19 protein-coding genes are annotated in these 17,747 nt (G+C 62.7%); all 19 read right to left on the minus strand.

Features of this window, described 5'->3' with window-relative positions:
- Nucleotides 1-115: 115 nt before the first annotated feature.
- Nucleotides 116-1,354, minus strand: coding sequence for a beta-ketoacyl-ACP synthase (locus IEX57_RS10995; protein ID WP_188704359.1), 1,239 nt, complete (start codon nucleotides 1,352-1,354; stop codon nucleotides 116-118).
- On the minus strand, nucleotides 1,351-2,073 hold the full coding sequence (locus IEX57_RS11000) for a 3-ketoacyl-ACP reductase FabG2 (RefSeq protein WP_188704360.1): 723 nt from the start codon (nucleotides 2,071-2,073) through the stop codon (nucleotides 1,351-1,353). The genes IEX57_RS10995 and IEX57_RS11000 overlap by 4 nt, the downstream gene beginning before the upstream one ends.
- The gene (locus IEX57_RS11005) at nucleotides 2,070-2,528 is read right to left on the minus strand and encodes a hotdog family protein (protein ID WP_188704361.1); all 459 of its coding nucleotides are present in this window, start codon (nucleotides 2,526-2,528) and stop codon (nucleotides 2,070-2,072) included. The genes IEX57_RS11000 and IEX57_RS11005 overlap by 4 nt, the downstream gene beginning before the upstream one ends.
- The gene (locus tag IEX57_RS11010) at nucleotides 2,525-3,691 is read right to left on the minus strand and encodes a beta-ketoacyl-ACP synthase (protein ID WP_188704362.1); all 1,167 of its coding nucleotides are present in this window, start codon (nucleotides 3,689-3,691) and stop codon (nucleotides 2,525-2,527) included. Before IEX57_RS11010 ends, IEX57_RS11005 begins: the two co-directional genes overlap by 4 nt.
- Nucleotides 3,688-4,218, minus strand: a complete 531-nt coding sequence (locus IEX57_RS11015; RefSeq protein WP_188704363.1) for a DUF3261 domain-containing protein — start codon at nucleotides 4,216-4,218, stop codon at nucleotides 3,688-3,690. The genes IEX57_RS11010 and IEX57_RS11015 overlap by 4 nt, the downstream gene beginning before the upstream one ends.
- The gene (locus IEX57_RS11020; RefSeq protein ID WP_188704364.1) at nucleotides 4,218-5,459 is read right to left on the minus strand and encodes an NAD(P)/FAD-dependent oxidoreductase; all 1,242 of its coding nucleotides are present in this window, start codon (nucleotides 5,457-5,459) and stop codon (nucleotides 4,218-4,220) included. Before IEX57_RS11020 ends, IEX57_RS11015 begins: the two co-directional genes overlap by 1 nt.
- Nucleotides 5,460-5,461: 2 nt before the next feature.
- Nucleotides 5,462-7,789 (minus strand): MMPL family transporter, encoded by a 2,328-nt coding sequence (locus IEX57_RS11025; protein WP_188704365.1) that lies wholly within the window; start codon nucleotides 7,787-7,789, stop codon nucleotides 5,462-5,464.
- The gene (locus IEX57_RS11030; protein WP_188704366.1) at nucleotides 7,773-8,375 is read right to left on the minus strand and encodes an outer membrane lipoprotein carrier protein LolA; all 603 of its coding nucleotides are present in this window, start codon (nucleotides 8,373-8,375) and stop codon (nucleotides 7,773-7,775) included. The genes IEX57_RS11025 and IEX57_RS11030 overlap by 17 nt, the downstream gene beginning before the upstream one ends.
- Complete coding sequence (locus IEX57_RS11035; protein WP_188704367.1) at nucleotides 8,372-8,794, minus strand: acyl-CoA thioesterase; 423 nt, start codon at nucleotides 8,792-8,794, stop codon at nucleotides 8,372-8,374. The genes IEX57_RS11030 and IEX57_RS11035 overlap by 4 nt, the downstream gene beginning before the upstream one ends.
- Entirely contained in the window at nucleotides 8,775-10,310 is a 1,536-nt protein-coding gene (locus tag IEX57_RS11040; protein WP_188704368.1) for an HAL/PAL/TAL family ammonia-lyase, read from the minus strand. The genes IEX57_RS11035 and IEX57_RS11040 overlap by 20 nt, the downstream gene beginning before the upstream one ends.
- A complete protein-coding gene (locus tag IEX57_RS11045; RefSeq protein WP_188704369.1) occupies nucleotides 10,307-11,260 on the minus strand; it encodes a lysophospholipid acyltransferase family protein in 954 nt (317 codons plus the stop codon). Before IEX57_RS11045 ends, IEX57_RS11040 begins: the two co-directional genes overlap by 4 nt.
- Nucleotides 11,260-12,012 carry a glycosyltransferase family 2 protein gene (locus IEX57_RS11050; protein ID WP_188704370.1) on the minus strand — a complete coding sequence of 251 codons (753 nt, stop codon included), beginning with the start codon at nucleotides 12,010-12,012 and terminating at the stop codon, nucleotides 11,260-11,262. The genes IEX57_RS11045 and IEX57_RS11050 overlap by 1 nt, the downstream gene beginning before the upstream one ends.
- Entirely contained in the window at nucleotides 12,009-13,694 is a 1,686-nt protein-coding gene (locus IEX57_RS11055) for an ApeI family dehydratase (protein WP_188704371.1), read from the minus strand. The genes IEX57_RS11050 and IEX57_RS11055 overlap by 4 nt, the downstream gene beginning before the upstream one ends.
- A complete protein-coding gene (locus tag IEX57_RS11060) occupies nucleotides 13,687-14,217 on the minus strand; it encodes a COG4648 family protein (RefSeq protein ID WP_229708969.1) in 531 nt (176 codons plus the stop codon). Before IEX57_RS11060 ends, IEX57_RS11055 begins: the two co-directional genes overlap by 8 nt.
- A 39-nt stretch (nucleotides 14,218-14,256) precedes the next feature.
- Complete coding sequence (locus tag IEX57_RS11065) at nucleotides 14,257-14,502, minus strand: acyl carrier protein (protein ID WP_188704524.1); 246 nt, start codon at nucleotides 14,500-14,502, stop codon at nucleotides 14,257-14,259.
- Between the two features lie 84 nt (nucleotides 14,503-14,586).
- Nucleotides 14,587-14,847 (minus strand): phosphopantetheine-binding protein, encoded by a 261-nt coding sequence (locus tag IEX57_RS11070; protein ID WP_188704372.1) that lies wholly within the window; start codon nucleotides 14,845-14,847, stop codon nucleotides 14,587-14,589.
- Nucleotides 14,828-15,610 (minus strand): lysophospholipid acyltransferase family protein, encoded by a 783-nt coding sequence (locus tag IEX57_RS11075; protein ID WP_188704373.1) that lies wholly within the window; start codon nucleotides 15,608-15,610, stop codon nucleotides 14,828-14,830. Before IEX57_RS11075 ends, IEX57_RS11070 begins: the two co-directional genes overlap by 20 nt.
- Entirely contained in the window at nucleotides 15,607-16,314 is a 708-nt protein-coding gene (locus IEX57_RS11080) for a beta-ketoacyl synthase chain length factor (RefSeq protein ID WP_188704374.1), read from the minus strand. Before IEX57_RS11080 ends, IEX57_RS11075 begins: the two co-directional genes overlap by 4 nt.
- 115 nt (nucleotides 16,315-16,429) lie before the next feature.
- Complete coding sequence (locus tag IEX57_RS11085) at nucleotides 16,430-17,674, minus strand: cation:proton antiporter domain-containing protein (RefSeq protein WP_188704375.1); 1,245 nt, start codon at nucleotides 17,672-17,674, stop codon at nucleotides 16,430-16,432.
- Nucleotides 17,675-17,747: the final 73 nt, after the last annotated feature.

The following is a 17,747-nucleotide window of genomic DNA, read 5'->3' on the forward strand; positions in this document are numbered from 1 at the left end:
GACGGGCGCACCGCGCCGAGGTTCACGCCATGACCCGACCGGCCGGTGAACGGCAGCCGACCATGAAAAAACCGCCTTGCCGGCGGTTTTTGGGTTATAGCTGCAACGGGCGCGATCAGGGCGTGATTTTGCTGAAAATCAGCGAAGTGTTGATACCACCAAACGCAAAGTTGTTGCTCATGACGTGATCACACGTCATATGCCGGCCCTCACCCATGATGTAATCCAGATCGCCGCAGCGCGGATCAATCTCTTGCAGGTTGATGGTCGGCGCAAACCAGCCTTCGTTCATCATCTGGATGGCAATCCATGCTTCCAGCGCACCACAGGCGCCCAGCGTGTGCCCCATATAACTCTTCAGGCTGGAGATCGGCACGCGCGGGCCAAAGAGCTGGTGCGTGGCGATGGTTTCCGCGATATCGCCGTGCTCGGTGGCGGTGCCGTGACCGTTGATGTAACCGATATCAGCAATGCCCAGGCTGGCGTCATCCAGCGCCAGTTGCATGGCCACGGCCATGGTGGCGGCGCTGGGCTGCGTGATATGGCTGCCGTCGCAATTGCTGCCGTAACCGGTCAGCTCGGCATAGATATGCGCGCCGCGCGCCAGGGCGTGTTCGTATTCTTCCAGGATCAGCGTGCCGGCGCCCTCGCCAATGACAAGGCCGTCCCGCGCGGCATCGTACGGGCGCGGTGTCAGCTGCGGCGTGTCGTTGTGCGTGCTGGTGGCAAACAAGGTATCGAACACAGCCGCTTCAGTGACGTTCAGTTCTTCGGCGCCGCCGGCCACCATCACCGTGGCCTGGCCATGGCGGATGGCCTCAAAGGCGTAGCCGATACCCTGACTGCCTGAGGTACAGGCGCTGGAGGTGGTATAGACGCGCCCGGTCAGGCCAAAAAACACGGCAATGTTCACCGCCGTGGTGTGGCCCATCATCTTCAGGTAACTGTTGGCGTTCACGCCCTCGGTCGACTTGTTGTGCAGCATCTTGCCAAAGTCGGCTACCGCATCGGGCGAACCGGTACTGGAGCCATAAGACACCCCGGTGCGGCCACTGCGCAGTACCGGGTGATCCAGCAAGCCGGCATCGGCCAGCGCCAGTTCCGTTGCACGCACCGACATCAGCGCCACGCGGCCCATGCTGCGGGTGCGTTTGCGATTGTAGGTTTCACGCGGCAATTCAAACGGCAACGCGGGCGCGGCAAGGCGCGTGTTCAGCCCTTCGTACTCGCCCCACTCAGGCAGGCTCACCACCCCGCTCCGGTATGCCTGCAGGTTGGCCCGGATGGTGGGCCAGTCATTGCCGATCGGGCTGATGCCGGCCGCACCGGTCACCACCACGCGCCGCCGGCTCATGCCAGACCCCCGTTGACCGAGATCACCTGGCGGGTAATGTACGCAGCGTCGGCCGAGAGCAAAAAGCTCACCGTGGCGGCGACTTCTTCCGGCTTGCCCATGCGCTTGGCCGGGATCACCTTGAGGGCTTCTTCCAGCACCATGGGGTCGACCATTTCGGTATCGATCAGCCCCGGCGCCACGCAATTGACGGTGATTTTGCGTTTGGCCAGTTCAACCGCCAGTGCTTTGGTCGCGCCGATAATCCCGGCTTTGGCAGCGCTGTAGTTCACCTGCCCGCGATTGCCGATCACGCCGGACACCGACGACAGCGTGACAATGCGGCCAGGCTGGCGGGTCTGGATCATGGGCATCACCAGCGGATGCAGAATGTTGTAAAAACCGTCGAGGTTGGTGCGCAGCACGCCATCCCACTCGCCTTCCGTCATGGCCGGAAAAGCAGCGTCGGCGGCAATGCCGGCATTACAGACCACGCCATAAGGCGCGCCATGCGCTTCAATATCGGCTTCCAGCGCGGCGCGGCTGGCGGCACGATCGGCCACATCAAACTGCACAATGCGCGCGCTGCGGCCCAGCGCGGCAATGTCTGCGGCAACGGCGTCGGCTTCTTCGCGCCGGCTGCGGCAATGCAAAACCAGGTCGTAGCCGTCGCGCGCCAGCCGCAAGGCGATGGCGCGACCAATACCACGGCTGGAACCGGTGACCAGTACTGTACTCATGCGTGTTCTTTCAAAAAATCCTGAAGATCATCAGGCTGATAGGCCGAGAGCAAAGCCTCTGCCAGCAGTTGATGATCCGGGGTTTCGATCCGGCATTGCATCACGCCAATGCCGTTATCCGCTTCAAATTCACGGGTCGCCGTCACCAGCAACGGCTGGCCGACCACAAAATGCGGCACATGGCATTGATAACGCCGCGTTCCCAGCATCAGCCCCACGCGCGGCGGCTGGCCGGTTTTGCGGCGTTCCCAGCCGGCCAGTGCGGCCATGGTTTGCGCCATGTATTCCAGCCCGACCCAGGCACCGACTGTGCCATCTTCATCAAACAGACCGTCGCCACGCGGTACGACCTGCGCGGTCAGTGTATCGGGCGCAACGGCCACGACGGCGTCCAGCAAACACATGGGGCCATCATGCGGCACCAGTTCTGAAACGGGCAATTCAAACGCGGTCATGCTGCAAGCACCAAAGCAATATTGTTACCGCCAAAAGCGAACGAGTTACTGATCACCGCCCGTACCGGCGCCGTCTGGCCAACGTGTACCAGCGGCAGCACCGGCAAGGCCGGGTCTTGCACGCCATCCCAGATATGCGGCGGCAGGCGGTGTTGTTCATCGGTCAGCGCCAGCCAGCAAAACAGCGCTTCCAGCGCGCCAGCCGTTCCCAGCGTGTGCCCGGTAAGCGATTTGGTCGAGCTGGCCGGCACGCCAGGAAACCGGTCTGCGACGGCGGTGTTCTCCATGGCGTCGTTCTGCGGGGTGGCGGTGCCATGCAGATTCACGTAGCCAATCTGGTCCGCGTTGATACCGGCCCGCGCCAGTGCATCGGTCATGGCGGCACGCGCTCCCCGACCATCCGGCGCCGGAGCAGAAATATGATGGGCGTCCGAGCTTTCGCCCCAGCCGGCCAGGCGCACTGCAGCCGGGTTACGACTCAGGATGAACAGCGCCGCAGCTTCACCCAGGTTGATGCCATGGCGGTTGGCCGACGACGGCTGGCAGCGCTCGGCCGCGACCGATTCAATGGCGCTGAAACCGGCGACCGTAAATTGCGCCAGGGTATCTACCCCGCCGGCGATGACCAGATCAGCCATGCCGTGTTCAATCAGCCGCGCGCCGGCAGCCAGTGCCTTGGCGCCAGAGGTACACGCGGTAGAAATACAGTAAGCCGGCCCGGATACGCCCAGTGTTTCGGCCAGCATGGTTGCCGGTGAACCCAGTTCTTGCTGGCGCACATGAAAGCCAGCCGGCAATGCGCCTGCCAGTTCATACGCCGCCAGGCCGTCTTCCCCGTCAGAACTGCCGGAGGTACTGGTGCCCAGAATCACCGCAATGCGCTGCCGTGGCAGTCCTTGAGCCATGGCATCAAAGGCCGGGCGAATCTGCGCCATGGCCGCCAGCAAAACGGCGTTATTGCGTGAGCGATGAATCAGCGGCAAATGCTCCAGCGACGGTAAATCGGCATCGACAATCTGCCCCAGCACCAGCGCGCGCCCGGCGCTGTACGCGTCCGTCGGGCGCAAGCCGGGGCTGTTGCCGGCAAACAGGTTCTGCCGGATGGTGTCGATGTCATTGCCAAGCGCGCACAAGGCGCCGGCGGCCGCGATATAACAGGTCATTCTACCGTGCTGGAATCAATGGTCAGCGTATAGGCAAGCTGGTGGTGCACAAGCACCGCCCGGCCTTGCCAGTGGTCCGGGTTATCCCAGGTGATGTCGATGGTCGGATCATCCCCGCGCAAGATGGTGCGCTTGTTACCGTCGTCATGCACCACCCAGCCTTGTGGCAGGGCTTGTTGCAGTACATTGTGTGGCGCAAACACCATCAACAGGTCATTCATGATGCGTTGTGGCGGGACTTTCATCGCCGGCAGCGTCTGTGCCTTGAGTGCGTGGCCATCGTAATCGAGCGTGGCCATTCTCAGGCCCATGGCGCTGGCGATGACTTCCACGTTGTCCTGATCCATTTGCAGCACAGCATCCATGACCGCGCCGCCGCCTGGGTAGCTGATCTGCAATTGTTGCTGCACGGTGCGCGGCTGGCCCAGCGCTGCCGGGGCGATCTGCAACTGCGGCAAATCACGCGTCAGCAGGCTGGCACAAGCAGTGAGCAGCGCCAGCAAGGCCAGCATCAGGCATCGTTTCATCACATTGACACCGCGGAATCCAGCGCGGCCAGCCAGCGCTCTGGCGCCCGCACGCAGGGGTTGGATTCGTCCCAGGCGTAACCGGCCAGGATGGACGAAATCATGCGGCGGATGTCGTCGTTCTTGCCTTTGAAATAGATGAGCTTCTGAAAGCGCCCGTCATACCAGGCCGTGACAAACGCCCGGAATGCATCGACACCGCGTTTAAGCGGCACGGCGTAATCGGCAGACCAGTCCACCGTTTCGCCATCCAGCATGCGGCCGAGCGCTTTGGCCGCCAGGCTGGCCGACGTCATGGCAATGGTGACGCCGGACGAGAACACGGGGTCGAGGAACTCGCCCGCATTGCCCAGCAGCGCAAAATGTTTGCCGTACAGCGATTTGACGTTGGCGGCGTAACCGGTGATCTGGCGGGCCGGGATATTCCACTGCGCATCAGCCAGCAGCGCTTTGAGGTTGGGTGCTTCCGCCACCGCCGCTTGCAGGCGTTCCATCTCCGTGCCCGGATAGCGGGCCAGGAAAGCGGACTCTGCCACTACGCCCAGCGAGCAATGGCCGTTGGAGAACGGAATAGTCCAGTACCAGACATCTTCGTGTTCCGGGTGGGTGGTGATCAGGATCTTGTTGCGATCAAACCCGCTGTTCACCGCGATGCGGTCTTCCACATGGGTAAAGATGGCACCGCGCACCGGGAAGGCCGACGGGGTTTCCAGATCCAGCAAGCGCGGCAGCACGCGGCCAAAACCGCTGGCATCAAGCACAAAGCGGCAGGTCACGGTGTATTCATCGCCGCTGGCGTTGTCTTTCACCCGCAACGACGGCGTGTCGCTGTCGACATCCGCAGCCAGCACGGTTTGCTGATAGCGGATCTGCGCGCCGGCACGGGCCGCGCCATCTGCCAGCACTTTGTCAAAGTTGCCGCGTTGCACCTGATAGGTAGTGCCCCAGCCTTTGGCCCATTTGTCACGGAAATCAAAAAAGGTGGTGGCATCCAGACCGCGCGCAAACACGGCGCCGTTCTTGTACTGGAACCCGGCCTCGACCACGTCTTGCAGCAGGCCGGCTTCTTCGATGTAGGCCATGCTTTGCGGCAGCAGGCTTTCGCCAATCGAGAAGCGCGGGAAGGTTTCGCGCTCCAGCACCAGCACCTGGCGGCCTTGTTGGCGCAGCAGCGCAGCGGCGATCGCGCCTGCCGGGCCGGCGCCGATGATGACGACTTCAGCGTGTTGCGTGGTTTGCATCGTTATTTTCCGGTTTCAGGCACAACAGGTTCAATGGCGGTTTGACGAAACAAGGGCGCCAGCAGCCAGACAAGGCCGATACCGCACAGGGTGGAAAAACCAAAAGCATGCAGCGCCGGGGTGTGGCTAAGCGCCAGCAAGCCAAATGACAACAGCGTGCAGATGGCGGCCAGCGTGACGGCCAGGTAGACGCGGCCGTCGTCCGGGTGTTCCAGCAAGAAAATGCCGTAATCCATACCCATACCCAGCACCAGCAAGAACGTCACCATGCTGAGCAACTGCAAGGGCATGCCCACCGCGCCCATGATGGCCAGGGTGGTCAGCGTTGCCAGTGCGGGCGGCAGCATGATACGCCAGGTCTGGCGCCCGTAGCGCAGCGACAGCACCGCAAACGCCACCAGATAGGCCCCGATCAGCACGCGCGTCAGCAATTGCCGATAACGCGTCATCAGGTCAGAAATTTCCGCTACCTTGTCTACCCACACCACGCCGGGCACCTTGATCTGGCCAACGCGCGCGGTGGCGGCTTTGTCGCCCAGGCCCTCCAGCAATACCATGCTGGCATAACCGCCGTTCTGCTGGCCCAGCCACAGATAACTGGCAGCCAGCGCGGCCGGGGAGTTGCTCCAGTCTTCAAAGCGCAACGGTGGTGTGGCATGGCGTTGTTCAGCCACCCACTCTGGCGCCAGGCCAATCTCCTCCGCCAGGTGTTCCAGCAAACCCGGGCGTTGCCCGATCGCCGTGGCAAACAGCGCCGCATTGCGCGCCTGCATGGCGGCAGAAGGCGCCCAGCGGCTGACCATTTCGGCGCCGGCCAGCTGGCCACTGGCAATCAACGGGGCCAGCTTGTCGCGCAGGGCTTCTTCGCGCTCCAGCACTTGCTCTGGCGTGTCGCCGCTGACAATGAACAACTGCGCCGGACTGGGCAGCCCCATCACGCGGCCGATGTCGATCTGCTCTGCCAGCAATTGCGGGTTGATGCCAGACAGCGCACGGATATCATCATTCTGTTTCAGTTGCGCCAGCCCGGTGCCGATCAGCAACGCCAGCGGCAACAGCCACCACCAGCGCCGCCCGTACAGGCGCGGCCAGCGTGCCAGCAAGCCGGCAATGGCGCGGCTCAGGGCGGTCGATTGCAGGCCTTGTTTTTCCAGCACCGGGAACCACAGCATCACGGTAAGCCAGGCGCCCACAATGCCGATCACCGCAAACACGGCCATCTGCGCCAGACCAGGAAACGGCGTCAGCGCCAGGCCCAGATAACCCAGCGACATGGTCGTCACCGCAAACAGCATGCTCGGCAACAGTTTGCGGTAGCGCGCGGCAACGGGACCGGTGCTATCAATGCCGGACGCCAGCGCCAGCAAGCTGTAATCCACCGCCACCCCGACAAGGCTGGTGCCGAACACCAGTGTCAGCATGTGGATATGACCAAACCAGGCCAGCGTGAGTACCGTGCTGACAAGGCTGCCCACCAGCACCGACAACGCCGCCAGCAGCAAGGGCCGCAGGCCACGGAACACCACCAGCGCCAGCAAAATGATGCCCAGGGTCGAACCCACGCCGATGGTCGACATCTCAGCCCTGGCACTGCGCGCCGCGGTGGCCGCGTGCAGCACCACGCCAGCGCGGCGCAACTGGACATCCGGGTATTGCGCCTTGAGTTTTTGCGCAGCGGCTTCCAGCCCGGTCAGCACTTGTTCCTGCAAACCAAGCGAGAACGCGTTGCCATTGAGCGTGTACGGCAGCACCACATAACTCATGCCCTGGCTGGAGGCCCGCAGCAAACCGTCTTGCGGACGCACCTTGTTGGCACCGGCCAGGCTTTGCAGCCAGTTGCCAAAGAAGCCAAACGGATCATCCTTGAACGCCAGGGTGGCGCCGGCCACGGGCGAGTAAGCCCCCGCCAGCGCGCGTTGGGTCCAGTCGGTATCTGGCTGTTGCAGCGCGGCGGCATCCGCCGGTGACAGCAAATTGTGCCGGTACGGCGCATAGAAATTGCTGATGGCAGACAGCGTCTGGCCCAAGGGTTGCGAGGTCAGCGGCAGTTGCGCGATGTCTTGTTCAAACATCCGCGCCGCAGCGGCAGCCCGGTCTGGATCAGCATTGCCCAGCATGAACACCAGATGGCGTTCGCCCTGCCTGGCCAGCGATTGCAGGGCGACCTCGGCCATGGGGTTGCGCTGGTCACGCGGCAACAGGGCAAAGAGATCGGTATCGATCCGCTGGCCCAGCGTGCCGCGCTCCAGCAGCAGTGTCAGGCCCAGCGCCAGCACCACCAGCAGCCACAATGCGGCCAGCAAACGGCCAGGTTTATTCAAAGAAGGCATTCTCGGTCGCGGTCAGGCTCTGGCCGGTGGTGACGTCATGCATGTCGATCTGCGTCACGTCGCCGCTGGCGGCATTTAACTGGATGTGTTCCACCGTCCCCGCCCCTTGCAGCTGGATACCGGCAATCAGCTTGGCCAGCGCGGCATCTTTGGGGGTCAGCGCCAGCTTCCAGTTCTTGCCGCTGACATTGCCCTGGGCGTTGAACACCTTGCCCAGCGAGCCGACATCGCCAGAGAACAGCGAAAACAGCAGGCCACTGACGGTTTTGACCGTCGGTTCCTTGTCGGCCGACAGTTTCATCATGACCTGATCGCCGTTCTTTTGCAGTATCTCGCCGCGCGTCACGCGCAATGTGCTGGGGAACGGTTTTTCGGCCTTCCAGATCACACCGCGCTGTTTATCCACCAGGAACGAACCTGTGGATGTCAGCGGTTTTTTCACGCCCTGCAACTGGCGCGACTGGGTGAACTGGCCGCGGATCACCGGCGCATCCACCAGCTTGCTTTCAATGTCCTTGAACAGCGCGTCATCGGCCTGAGCGACGCCCGCCAGCAACAGGCAGGCAGCAAACAACAATGTTTTCACGGGTGGGGCACTCCCAGTTTTTCATAAAGGATGGCTGGCGAGACGTAGCACATCTCTTCGGTATTCATGTCGACGGCCACTTGAATGGTGTGGCCGCGGGTCAGGCGCGCGCCGGTTTGCGCGTCGCGGATCTCGTAGTTCACCTTGACGCGGTTTTCCCACTCCACCACGCCGGCGGTAATGGTGATTTCCTGCTGATAGACCAGCGGGCGGGCGTAACGGATATTCAGTTCGATCACCGGCCAGACATAACCGGACGCCTTCATCTGCGGCACGTCGTAATCAAACGCCTGGAACAGCGCCGTGCGGGCATGTTCGAAATAGCGCACGTAATTGCCATGCCAGACCACATTGAGCGGGTCCAGATCATGAAACGGGATGGTCAGCGTGACCGTGGCTTCACGAATGGGCCGGCTCATACACGCTCCAGGTTTGTTCACCAATCAACACCAGCAACTGCCGCAGCAGGGGCTCCAGCGCCACGTCTTCTTCAATGAACGCAATCGGCCCGGCCAGCGCAGCCACAAAGTCTTGCGCCTGGGCAGAAAGCGCCACGGTCGCGCCTCCTTCGCGCTCACGCAGCACCAGCGCCTGGCGCACGGTGATCAGCATGGCGGCCAGCACTTGTTCGGTCAGCTGCAGCACGCGCAGGCAATCCCGCGCGGCAATGGTACCCATGCTGACCTTGTCCTGGTTATGACACTCGGTAGAACGACTGAAAACCGAGGCCGGCATGGTCAGCTTGAGCGCCTCTGCCGTCCACGCCGAGACCGAAATCTGCAGCGCCTTCAAGCCATGGTTGATGGCCGCGCGTGCGCCGGTAGCGCCAGACAGGTTGGCCGGCAGGCCGTGGTTGTAGCGGGCATCGACCAACAGCGCCATTTGCCGGTCCAGCAGATCAGCCACGTTGGCGACCAGATTCTTCAGGCTATCCATGGCAAAGGCGATATGGCCGCCATAGAAATGGCCGCCATGCAGCAGGCGTTGTTCGTCCGGATCAATCAGCGGATTGTCGTTGGCGCTGTTGAGTTCGTTCTCGATGGTGTCGCGCAGGAATGGCAGCGCGTCTTCCAGCACGCCGATCACGTGCGGCGCGCAACGCAGCGAGTAACGGTCCTGCAGGCGCTGTTCGCTGCCCACATCCGAGATATCGCTGCGGATACGTTCAGCCACGCGCTGCTGGCCGGCGTGCGGCTTGGCGGCAAACAGTGCGGCATCAAAGTGATAGGCGTTACCGGCCGCACCGGCCACCGCCAGTGCGGAAATGCGGGTGGCCAGGGCCGAGACATAACGCGCCTTGTCCCAGGCCAGGCACGCCAGTGCAGTCATAACCGCCGTGCCATTCATCATCGCCAGGCCCTCTTTGGGGCGCAGTTGTAGCGGGGTGAGTCCGGCCGCGGCCAGAGCCTGGGCCGCGCTGACTGTCTGTTGCCCGACCACGGCTTCGCGCTCGCCACACATCACGGCCACCACGTAAGACAGCGGCGTCAGATCGCCACTGGCGCCGACCGAGCCCTCGGCCGGAATACACGGCAGGATGTCATGGCTGATCAGCGCCGTGAGTTGCTGCAACAGCCCCATGCTGACGCCCGAATACCCACGGGTCAGCGAGGCCAGCCGGGCAGCCAGGATGGCGCGCGTTTGCGGCGGGGTAAACAGTTCGCCCAGACCGCAGCCATGATAGGTATAAAGGTGATGCGGCAACTGGGCGACCAGATCCATCGGGATGCCGACGGTACACGAGTCGCCATAACCAGTGGTGACGCCGTAGATCAGGCCTTCCTCGGTCAGCAGGCGGTCCAGATAATCCGCGCCGGCGCTGACGCGGGCGACAAACGCCGGGTCATCGGCCAGGGTCACGGCACGGGCGCGGCGCGCAACGGCCACAATGTCTTCGATAGTCAGACGGGCCGGGCCAAATACGATGTTGTTCATGACGAGACTGATCCTGCACGCGACACCACCGTGCCCGGCTGTGCCCAGAAAGGAAAGAAATTGAACCACTGCAAGGGCGCAATACAGCACTCTTGCGCCAGCAGATCGGCAAACTGCTGGGCCAGTTGCACCGCCATGCCCATGCGGTTCTGGCGGGGCAACAACACCCGGTCTGACAGCTTGCGAATGGTGATATGCGTCTGCGCGTCGCGCTTGCTGGCAATCAGCGCAAACAGCGGGCATTTGAGAATGCCGGCCAGCAGATAGGGGCCAGCCGGCAGCGGCGCTTCCTGCCCCAGAAACTGGACGGCAACCTCACGCCCCTGGTCTGACACCGGCACGCGATCGCCGGCAATGACAATGAACTCGCCCCGGGCAACGCGTTCGGCCAGCATGATGGCCGTGGCCGAGGACAACTCGGTGACTTGCAGCAAATCCACCTGGCTGTCGGGCGCCAGTTCCCGCATGACGCGGTTGAATTGCTGGGCGTGGCGGGTATGCACAAAGATAGTCAACTTGAGCGCGGCGCGGCGTTGCCTGGCCAGCGCGCGGCACAGTTCGAAATTACCGATGTGCGAGGCGATGATCACACCGCCCCGCCCTTCTGCCAGCAATTGCAGCAAGGGCTCGCCGCCTTCCACTGCCACCGGGCCGATGCGCTCGGGCGCGCTCCAGACCAGCAGTTTGTCGATCAGCGTTTCTGCAAACGCGGCGAAATGGCGCAGCACGTTCAACAGGCTGTCTGGCGGTGTCTGGCCGCCGCTGAAATCATGCAGCCGCGCCAGATACTGGCGCGAGGCCAGCCGCGCGGTGCGGCGCGTCAGTACATACCAGGCCAGCACCGGGTACAGCATCAGGCGGAACGGCCAGCGACCCAGTTTGCGGTAAACGATGAACATGAACTTCATGCCCGAGACAAAACCGGCCTCGCCGATGCGCGCCCAATGCATCACGCTCTCCGCATGGCCGCGCGGCCATTGAGAATGCGCCACAACAACATGGGCAGCCGCAGCAGCATGCCCAGAAACAGGCGTGTGTGCATGGCGGTAATACGCAGGTTGTCCCGCAGCAGATCAAAGTGCGAGACGCCATCAAGCGGGTAGCTCACCCGCACCGGCGTATTGACGACGTGAACGCCGGCCCAGTCCAGCCGCACCAGGATTTCGGTATCAAAATCCATGCGCAGCCCGATATGCGCCCGGCCGATCAACGCCAGCGTGGGCGGCAGCGGGTAGATGCGCAGGCCGCACATCGAGTCCTTGATGCGCAAGGACAGCGTATTGAGCCACACCAGTACGTGCGTGACATAGCGGCCGTAAAGACGCGACCGGGGGACGGATGCGTCATAGACCGGATACGCAGCGATGACGTCATCCGGATATTGCCGGGCCAGGGCGAGGATATGCGGCAAATCCGCGATCTCGTGCTGGCCGTCTGAATCAATCTGCAGCGCATGGCTGTAACCCAGTTGGGCCGCCAGCCGCATGCCGGTCATGACCGCCGCGCCCTTGCCCAGGTTTTGCGCGTGGCGCGTCAGCGTCATGCCCGGTTGCGTGGCCAGTTCATCCAGCACCGCAGCGCACAGCGGGTCGCTGCCGTCGTCGACCAGAATCACGGGCAGCTCAAGCTCACGCAGCTTGCCGACCACCTGACCAATCGCCCGCTCATGGTTGTACACCGGGATGACAACGGCGAGCTTCATGCGGCCTCTCCAAACACAATCCGGCCGCTGGAATGCGTGCGCCCGCCCGTGCTGTAACTGAACGCAAGTTGCTGCTTGTCGGCGCGGTAACGCAAGGTCAGCGTGACTTCGGCTCCCGGCAGGATCACGTGCTGGAACTTGATGGCATCCATGCCTTTAAACGCAGGCGGCATGGCAAACAGCGCCCGGCCGAAATGCACGGCCCAGTGCAGTTGCGCCACTCCGGGCAAAACGGCGGCCTCTTTGAAATGGCCTTCAAAATGGGCCAGATCAGGCGTAATGGCCAGCGTGAGAACAGTCGCGTCCTCGGTGGTGTGCGTGGCCAGGACCTGCGGCCAGCGCGGTTTTTCAAACAACATGCGTACATCCAGTTCGGTGGTTTTGCCCATGCTGGTCTGGGGCAAGGCCTCTACAAAGCGCCAGCGCCGTGGCAAACCCACCCGTTCCACACCTTGCGCCAGATGCTCACGCAGCGCATGGATCAGCGCCTTGCGCCCGGCCTGCGCCAGTTGCCGCTGGCCGGCGTCGTTCAATACCAGGGCCGCGCCCAGTTCAACCCGGGCGCCTTCCAGCACAATCACCCGCGCCTCGCTGACAAGGCCGGTGCTGAACAGCGCCGTTTCCAGCGCGGTGAGCGATATCCGTTTTTCTTCAATTTTGGCAATGCGGTCAGCCCGGCCCAGCAAGACAAAGCGGCCATCGGCATCAAAGCGCATGCGATCAGCGGTGACGTACCAGGCGGCGTCCGGCAGATAGGCCGAGCGCAATTGCAGCAGGCCGTCTTCTGTTTGCGCCACGTCCACCCCCGGCAGCGCTTGCCACGGGTGATCAGGGTGATTGCGCCAGGCAATGCCGCCGGTTTCCGAACTCCCGAAAATCTCACGCGTGGCAAGGCCGGTGCGTTCCCGCAGATGATGCGAAGCGGCGGCCGGCAGCGGGCCGCCTGACGAAAACACCGCCTGGCAGCGGGCGGCAAATGCACTCAGATCCACCTGATCAGGCAGGCGCTTGAGAAACGCCGGGCTGCTGACCAGCACTAGCGGCGTGTTGCCGGGCCATTGCGCCAGTTCTTCGGCAAAGGTCAGCAGGTGCGCGGCAAATGGCCGGCCGGCGACCAGCGGCCAGATAATGCGGAACAACAAACCATACAGATGCTGTTGCGAGACCGTGGCCACCACGCACGCCTGGCGGGATATCTGCCCGCCGAACACCCCCTCCTGCGCGCGCATTTCGTCATCAAGCTGCGCCAGTTTTTTGGGAATGCGGCCAGGTTCCCCGGTCGAGCCAGAGGTAAACACTTCTACCGCGCGCAGTTCAGGAGCCAATGCGGTCAGGGTGAGTGGCGCGGCATCAGCCCAACGGGTGATGTCGGCGTCGGCAAACTCCCCCACCAGCGCCACCGAGAGGGCTTTGACCCGCGCGGTGGTTTGCGGCGTGTTGTCACCCGGCAAGATGACACAGCGGCCGGCATGCCAGGCACCCAGCAGCCAGACGCAGGCCTGATAGCAATCCGTGCTGTAGAGCGCGACATCGCCGGCGGGCAGTGCAAAGAGCGTGGCGGCCGCACGGGCAACATCGGCCCGCCACTGGCCACGCGTGATCAACGCACCACGGACATACGCCAGCGGCAGATCATCCGCCCCGGCCAGCGCCCCCGTCACCAGAGAGAAACACTCAGCCATGACGACGCACCCGCTGGCGAATCAACCATTCGCCGCCCAGCATCAGCCCGATCAGCCCGTAGGCGATCAAGCCGTTATAGATAGACCACACCCGCGCATCGCCATACAGCGCAGTGGCAAGCGCAATCAGCCCGTTGGCGGCAAAAAACACGCACCAGGCCACCGTGACACGGCGGGTGTAACGCACGCCGGATTCCGGCAGATCAGGTTCAGTCAGACGGGCAATCCGTTCAATCATGGTTTGCGGCGCTTTCAGACTCAGCGCAAAAACAATCAGCATGGCAAGGTTGACCAGCACCGGGTACAAGCGCACCGGCAAATCAGAGCGCAGCAGCAAGGCCAGTACGCCGAACACTGCCGCAGCCGGCGCCAGCCAGGACAAACCCGGCAACAGGGCGCGACGGCGCCACGCAAACGGCAGCAACACGACACCCACCAGCCAGAGCGGCCAGCCCAGGGCGTGAAACAGCCAGAACAGCGCAGGAATGATCAGGCCGGCAAGCGCGGCAAGCCATGCGGGCATATCAGCAGACCAGCAACAAGGTGATCGTCGCAATACCGCTTAGTGCTGGATCAGCTGGTAAACAGCTTCCACCACATCGTTGATCGTGCGCACCGACTTGAACGCCTCGGGCTGCAGGCGCTTGCCGGTGACTTGCTTGAGTTTCACGATCAGGTCGACAGCGTCGATGCTGTCGATATCCAGATCTTCATACAGGCGCGCATCCGGGCTGATGCGGGCGGGATCGGTCTCAAACGACTCGACCAGATCTTTGGCGATCCAGTTATAGATTTCTTCTTTGGTCATGCTTGTCACAGTGCTCATGGCTTCATCCTTGCGGCGGCAGGTGGTTTTGCCGGCGCTTTGCCAGCAATCTGCATTTGTTATCTGTTACTTCGTCCGGTGGCTGCCCACAAACGCAGCAAGCGCGCTGACCGACGCGAAATGCCGCCGTGTTTCTTCTGAATCAGCCGCAAAACTCAGGCCATATTTCTTTTGCAGCGCCACACCCAGTTCCAGCGCATCGATGGAATCCAGGCCCAGGCCATCTACAAACAGGGGCGCATCGGCGTCGATGTCGTCCGGGGTTATTTCTTCGAGATTCAGGCTCTCGATGATCAGTGTTTTGATCTCAGCGATCAGCGGGTCCATATCCGGTTATCTCCCTCTTGAAAAACTGCTCCAGCCACGTGGTCAACCAGCGTGCCTGCAGTGCGGGCTCTTCTGTACCCGCGACTAAGGTCCCGACCGCCACATCATCCAGCACTTCAACATGAAAGTGCGGGCGACGGGGTGGTGGCCGATACCACTTGCTGCCTTTGGTCAGCGTTTGTTCCGACACGGTAATCACCACAGGGGTAATCAGCCGCTGGCCGCGCACTGCAATATTGGCAGCACCGCGTTGAAACCGCATGTCCCCGCCTGGCACGGTGCGCGTGCCTTCCGGAAACACGATCAGATTGTTGCCGCGCTCCATGGAGCTGACGGCGTCCGCCACCAGCTGCGGGCCGGTGGCATTGCTGATATACCCGGCCAGACGCACCGGGCCTGCCGTCACCGGGTTGCGCCACAGCGCGGCCTTGACCACGCAATCGGGCCGCGGGATCAGCGACATCAAGATCACCACGTCAATCAGCGACGGGTGATTGGCCAGCACCAGCAGCCCTTCGCGCTGCAGTTTTTCGGCGCCCTGAACGGTCAGGTTCATGGCACCCGTCATCTGCATGATCCACACAAACAAACCGATGGCGCGGCGGATAAAATTCTTGGCGGTTTTTTCACGCCAGCCATGGCGCGGCAACAACAGCGACAACGGCCACAAAAACAGGCCGATCAACGCGCAGCCCAGCCCGAACAGGGCAAAACAGAGCCCGAATACCGCAGCACGCCACCACCGGGACAATGCGTTCTTCATGCGCGCCTTGTCATGACCCAGCCAGACTTCGTCAACGAGAGCTGCGGCGCCTCAGTCAGCACAAAGCGCAGCACATCCAGCGCGTTGGCATCGCTGGCGGCTTCTTCCAGTTGCCAGGACAACGCATAGTCATCCCCTGGCACCAGCGTCAGCATGATGGCAAACGCGGGCGTTTCCGGTTCTGCAAACGGGCTGTAAAGCGCCGGCAGCGGTTCATCACAAAACACCAGACGCACGCGCGGTGCGCCATCGGTGACTTGCATGGCGGCCTCAAACAAACCGGCCTGCGCCGTTTGCGTGCCTGCGGCCAGCGCCATGACGCGGGCCGGCTCTTTGCGGGCAATGGTGTACAAACCAGCCACCGCGTTATGCACCGACATGCTGAATGCCTGGGGCGATACCGCGTGGCTGCGCGCCAGTTCACGCAGCAAGGCCGTCGATTGCTGGATCTCGCCAAAGCGCGACGCAAACACGATATTGGCCGCACTGTCCGCTTCAGACTGATACAGCACTTCCAGCGCCATGCGCCCCAGACGCTGCGCGCGTCGGCGCAACATGGGTGGCATGCCTGCGACACCGGGCTCAGCACCTTCCGGCGCACGCGCCGGCGCGCCCTGTGCGGCCCAGTCTTGCCAGGCTTGCGCACTGGTCAGGTCCGGCGCCCAGGCGGCCCAGCTTTCCAGCCCGAATTGCAATGCATCCACTACCGACCCACCCTGGCAAGATCGCGTCGCAGTCGCATATAACGCGGAAAATCCATTAAAAACATGATGCTGCCGCCAAAAAGCGCGCCCATGCTGCCATAGCCCGCGTGTGTACTCAATACTGCAGGCCGTCTTGCAGTTTGCGCTGACGACACACCTGTAACAGGTTGACCAGCGGCCCGGTCATCAGCGTGGTGACAAAGGCCATCAACACCATTGCGGCAAAGACCGGCGCGGTGAGCAGCCCCAGGTCCATGCCGATATTCAAAATCACCAGTTCCATCAGGCCGCGGGCATTCATCAACACCGCGACCAAGGCCGAGGTTGCGGCGGTACAACCCGTCATCCGCGCCCCGATAAACGCCCCACCCGCCTTGCCCGCGCAGGCCACCCCAATCACCGCGGCGACCAGCAACACGTCGGTCATGCCGGTCAGTTGCAAATGCGTACGCAAGCCGGTGAAGGCAAAAAACAAGTGCAGCGCCCAGACCATGGGCCGCGCCACAAGGCGCAACACCCGGGGCACCAGTACCGGATGCCGCGGCATGACCACGCCAGCCAGAAAGGCACCCAGCAACATATGCAGACCCAGGTGATCAGCCAGCCAGGCAAAGCTGATCAGCACCATCAGGCTCGTGATCAGATAAACCTGCAATGACGGCTGCCACTGCACCAGTTTTGCCAGGGCCGGACGCACCAGCCACAGCATGAAGCCCACCCAGGCCAGACCCAGCACAACACTGGGCAACTGACCCGCGCCAGGCTTGCAGAAAATCAGGACGACCGCCAGCAGCACCCACATGCAAATATCGCTGAACACGGCGGCGGCCATGGCGATACCGCCGGCCTCGGTGGCCAGCAGGTTTTTTTCGCGCAGGATACGGGCCAGCACCGGCAGCGCAGTCATGCTCAGCGCCGTACCGGTAAACAGCACAAAAGCCAGTTGCGGCACCTGGCCTTGCGCGTATTGCGGGTACAACCACAGCGCCAGCGCACAGCCCAGTGCAAACGGCAACACAATGCCGCAGAGACTGACCGCGATCACCGTCCACTTTTGCCGGCGCATCACGCTGGCCTGCTGTTCCAGACCCAGCGAAAACATGAACAGCGCAATCGCCGCCTGGCTTACCCAGCCCAGCGCGGCCATACCCTGTGTCGGAAACAACCAGCCCGATACCGCCGGCAACGCCGCGCCCAGTACCGACGGGCCCAGCAGCAAGCCAGCCGCCATCTCACCCACCACGCGTGGCTGGCCACTGCGGCGCGCCAGCCAGCCCGCAGCAAGGCATGCGGCAATCACAACAGTGATCTGCAAAGGCAAGAGCAAGAACATGGCGGGGCCGTCGGGGTAATCAGGCAATCATGCGGTTCGGGAGCGCCGCAGTATATCAGAAGGCGTCTTACGGCTGACTCGGTGCTTGCCGACACGGATT

It is taken from the genome of Silvimonas iriomotensis (assembly GCF_014645535.1).
Lineage (GTDB): Bacteria > Pseudomonadota > Gammaproteobacteria > Burkholderiales > Chitinibacteraceae > Silvimonas > Silvimonas iriomotensis.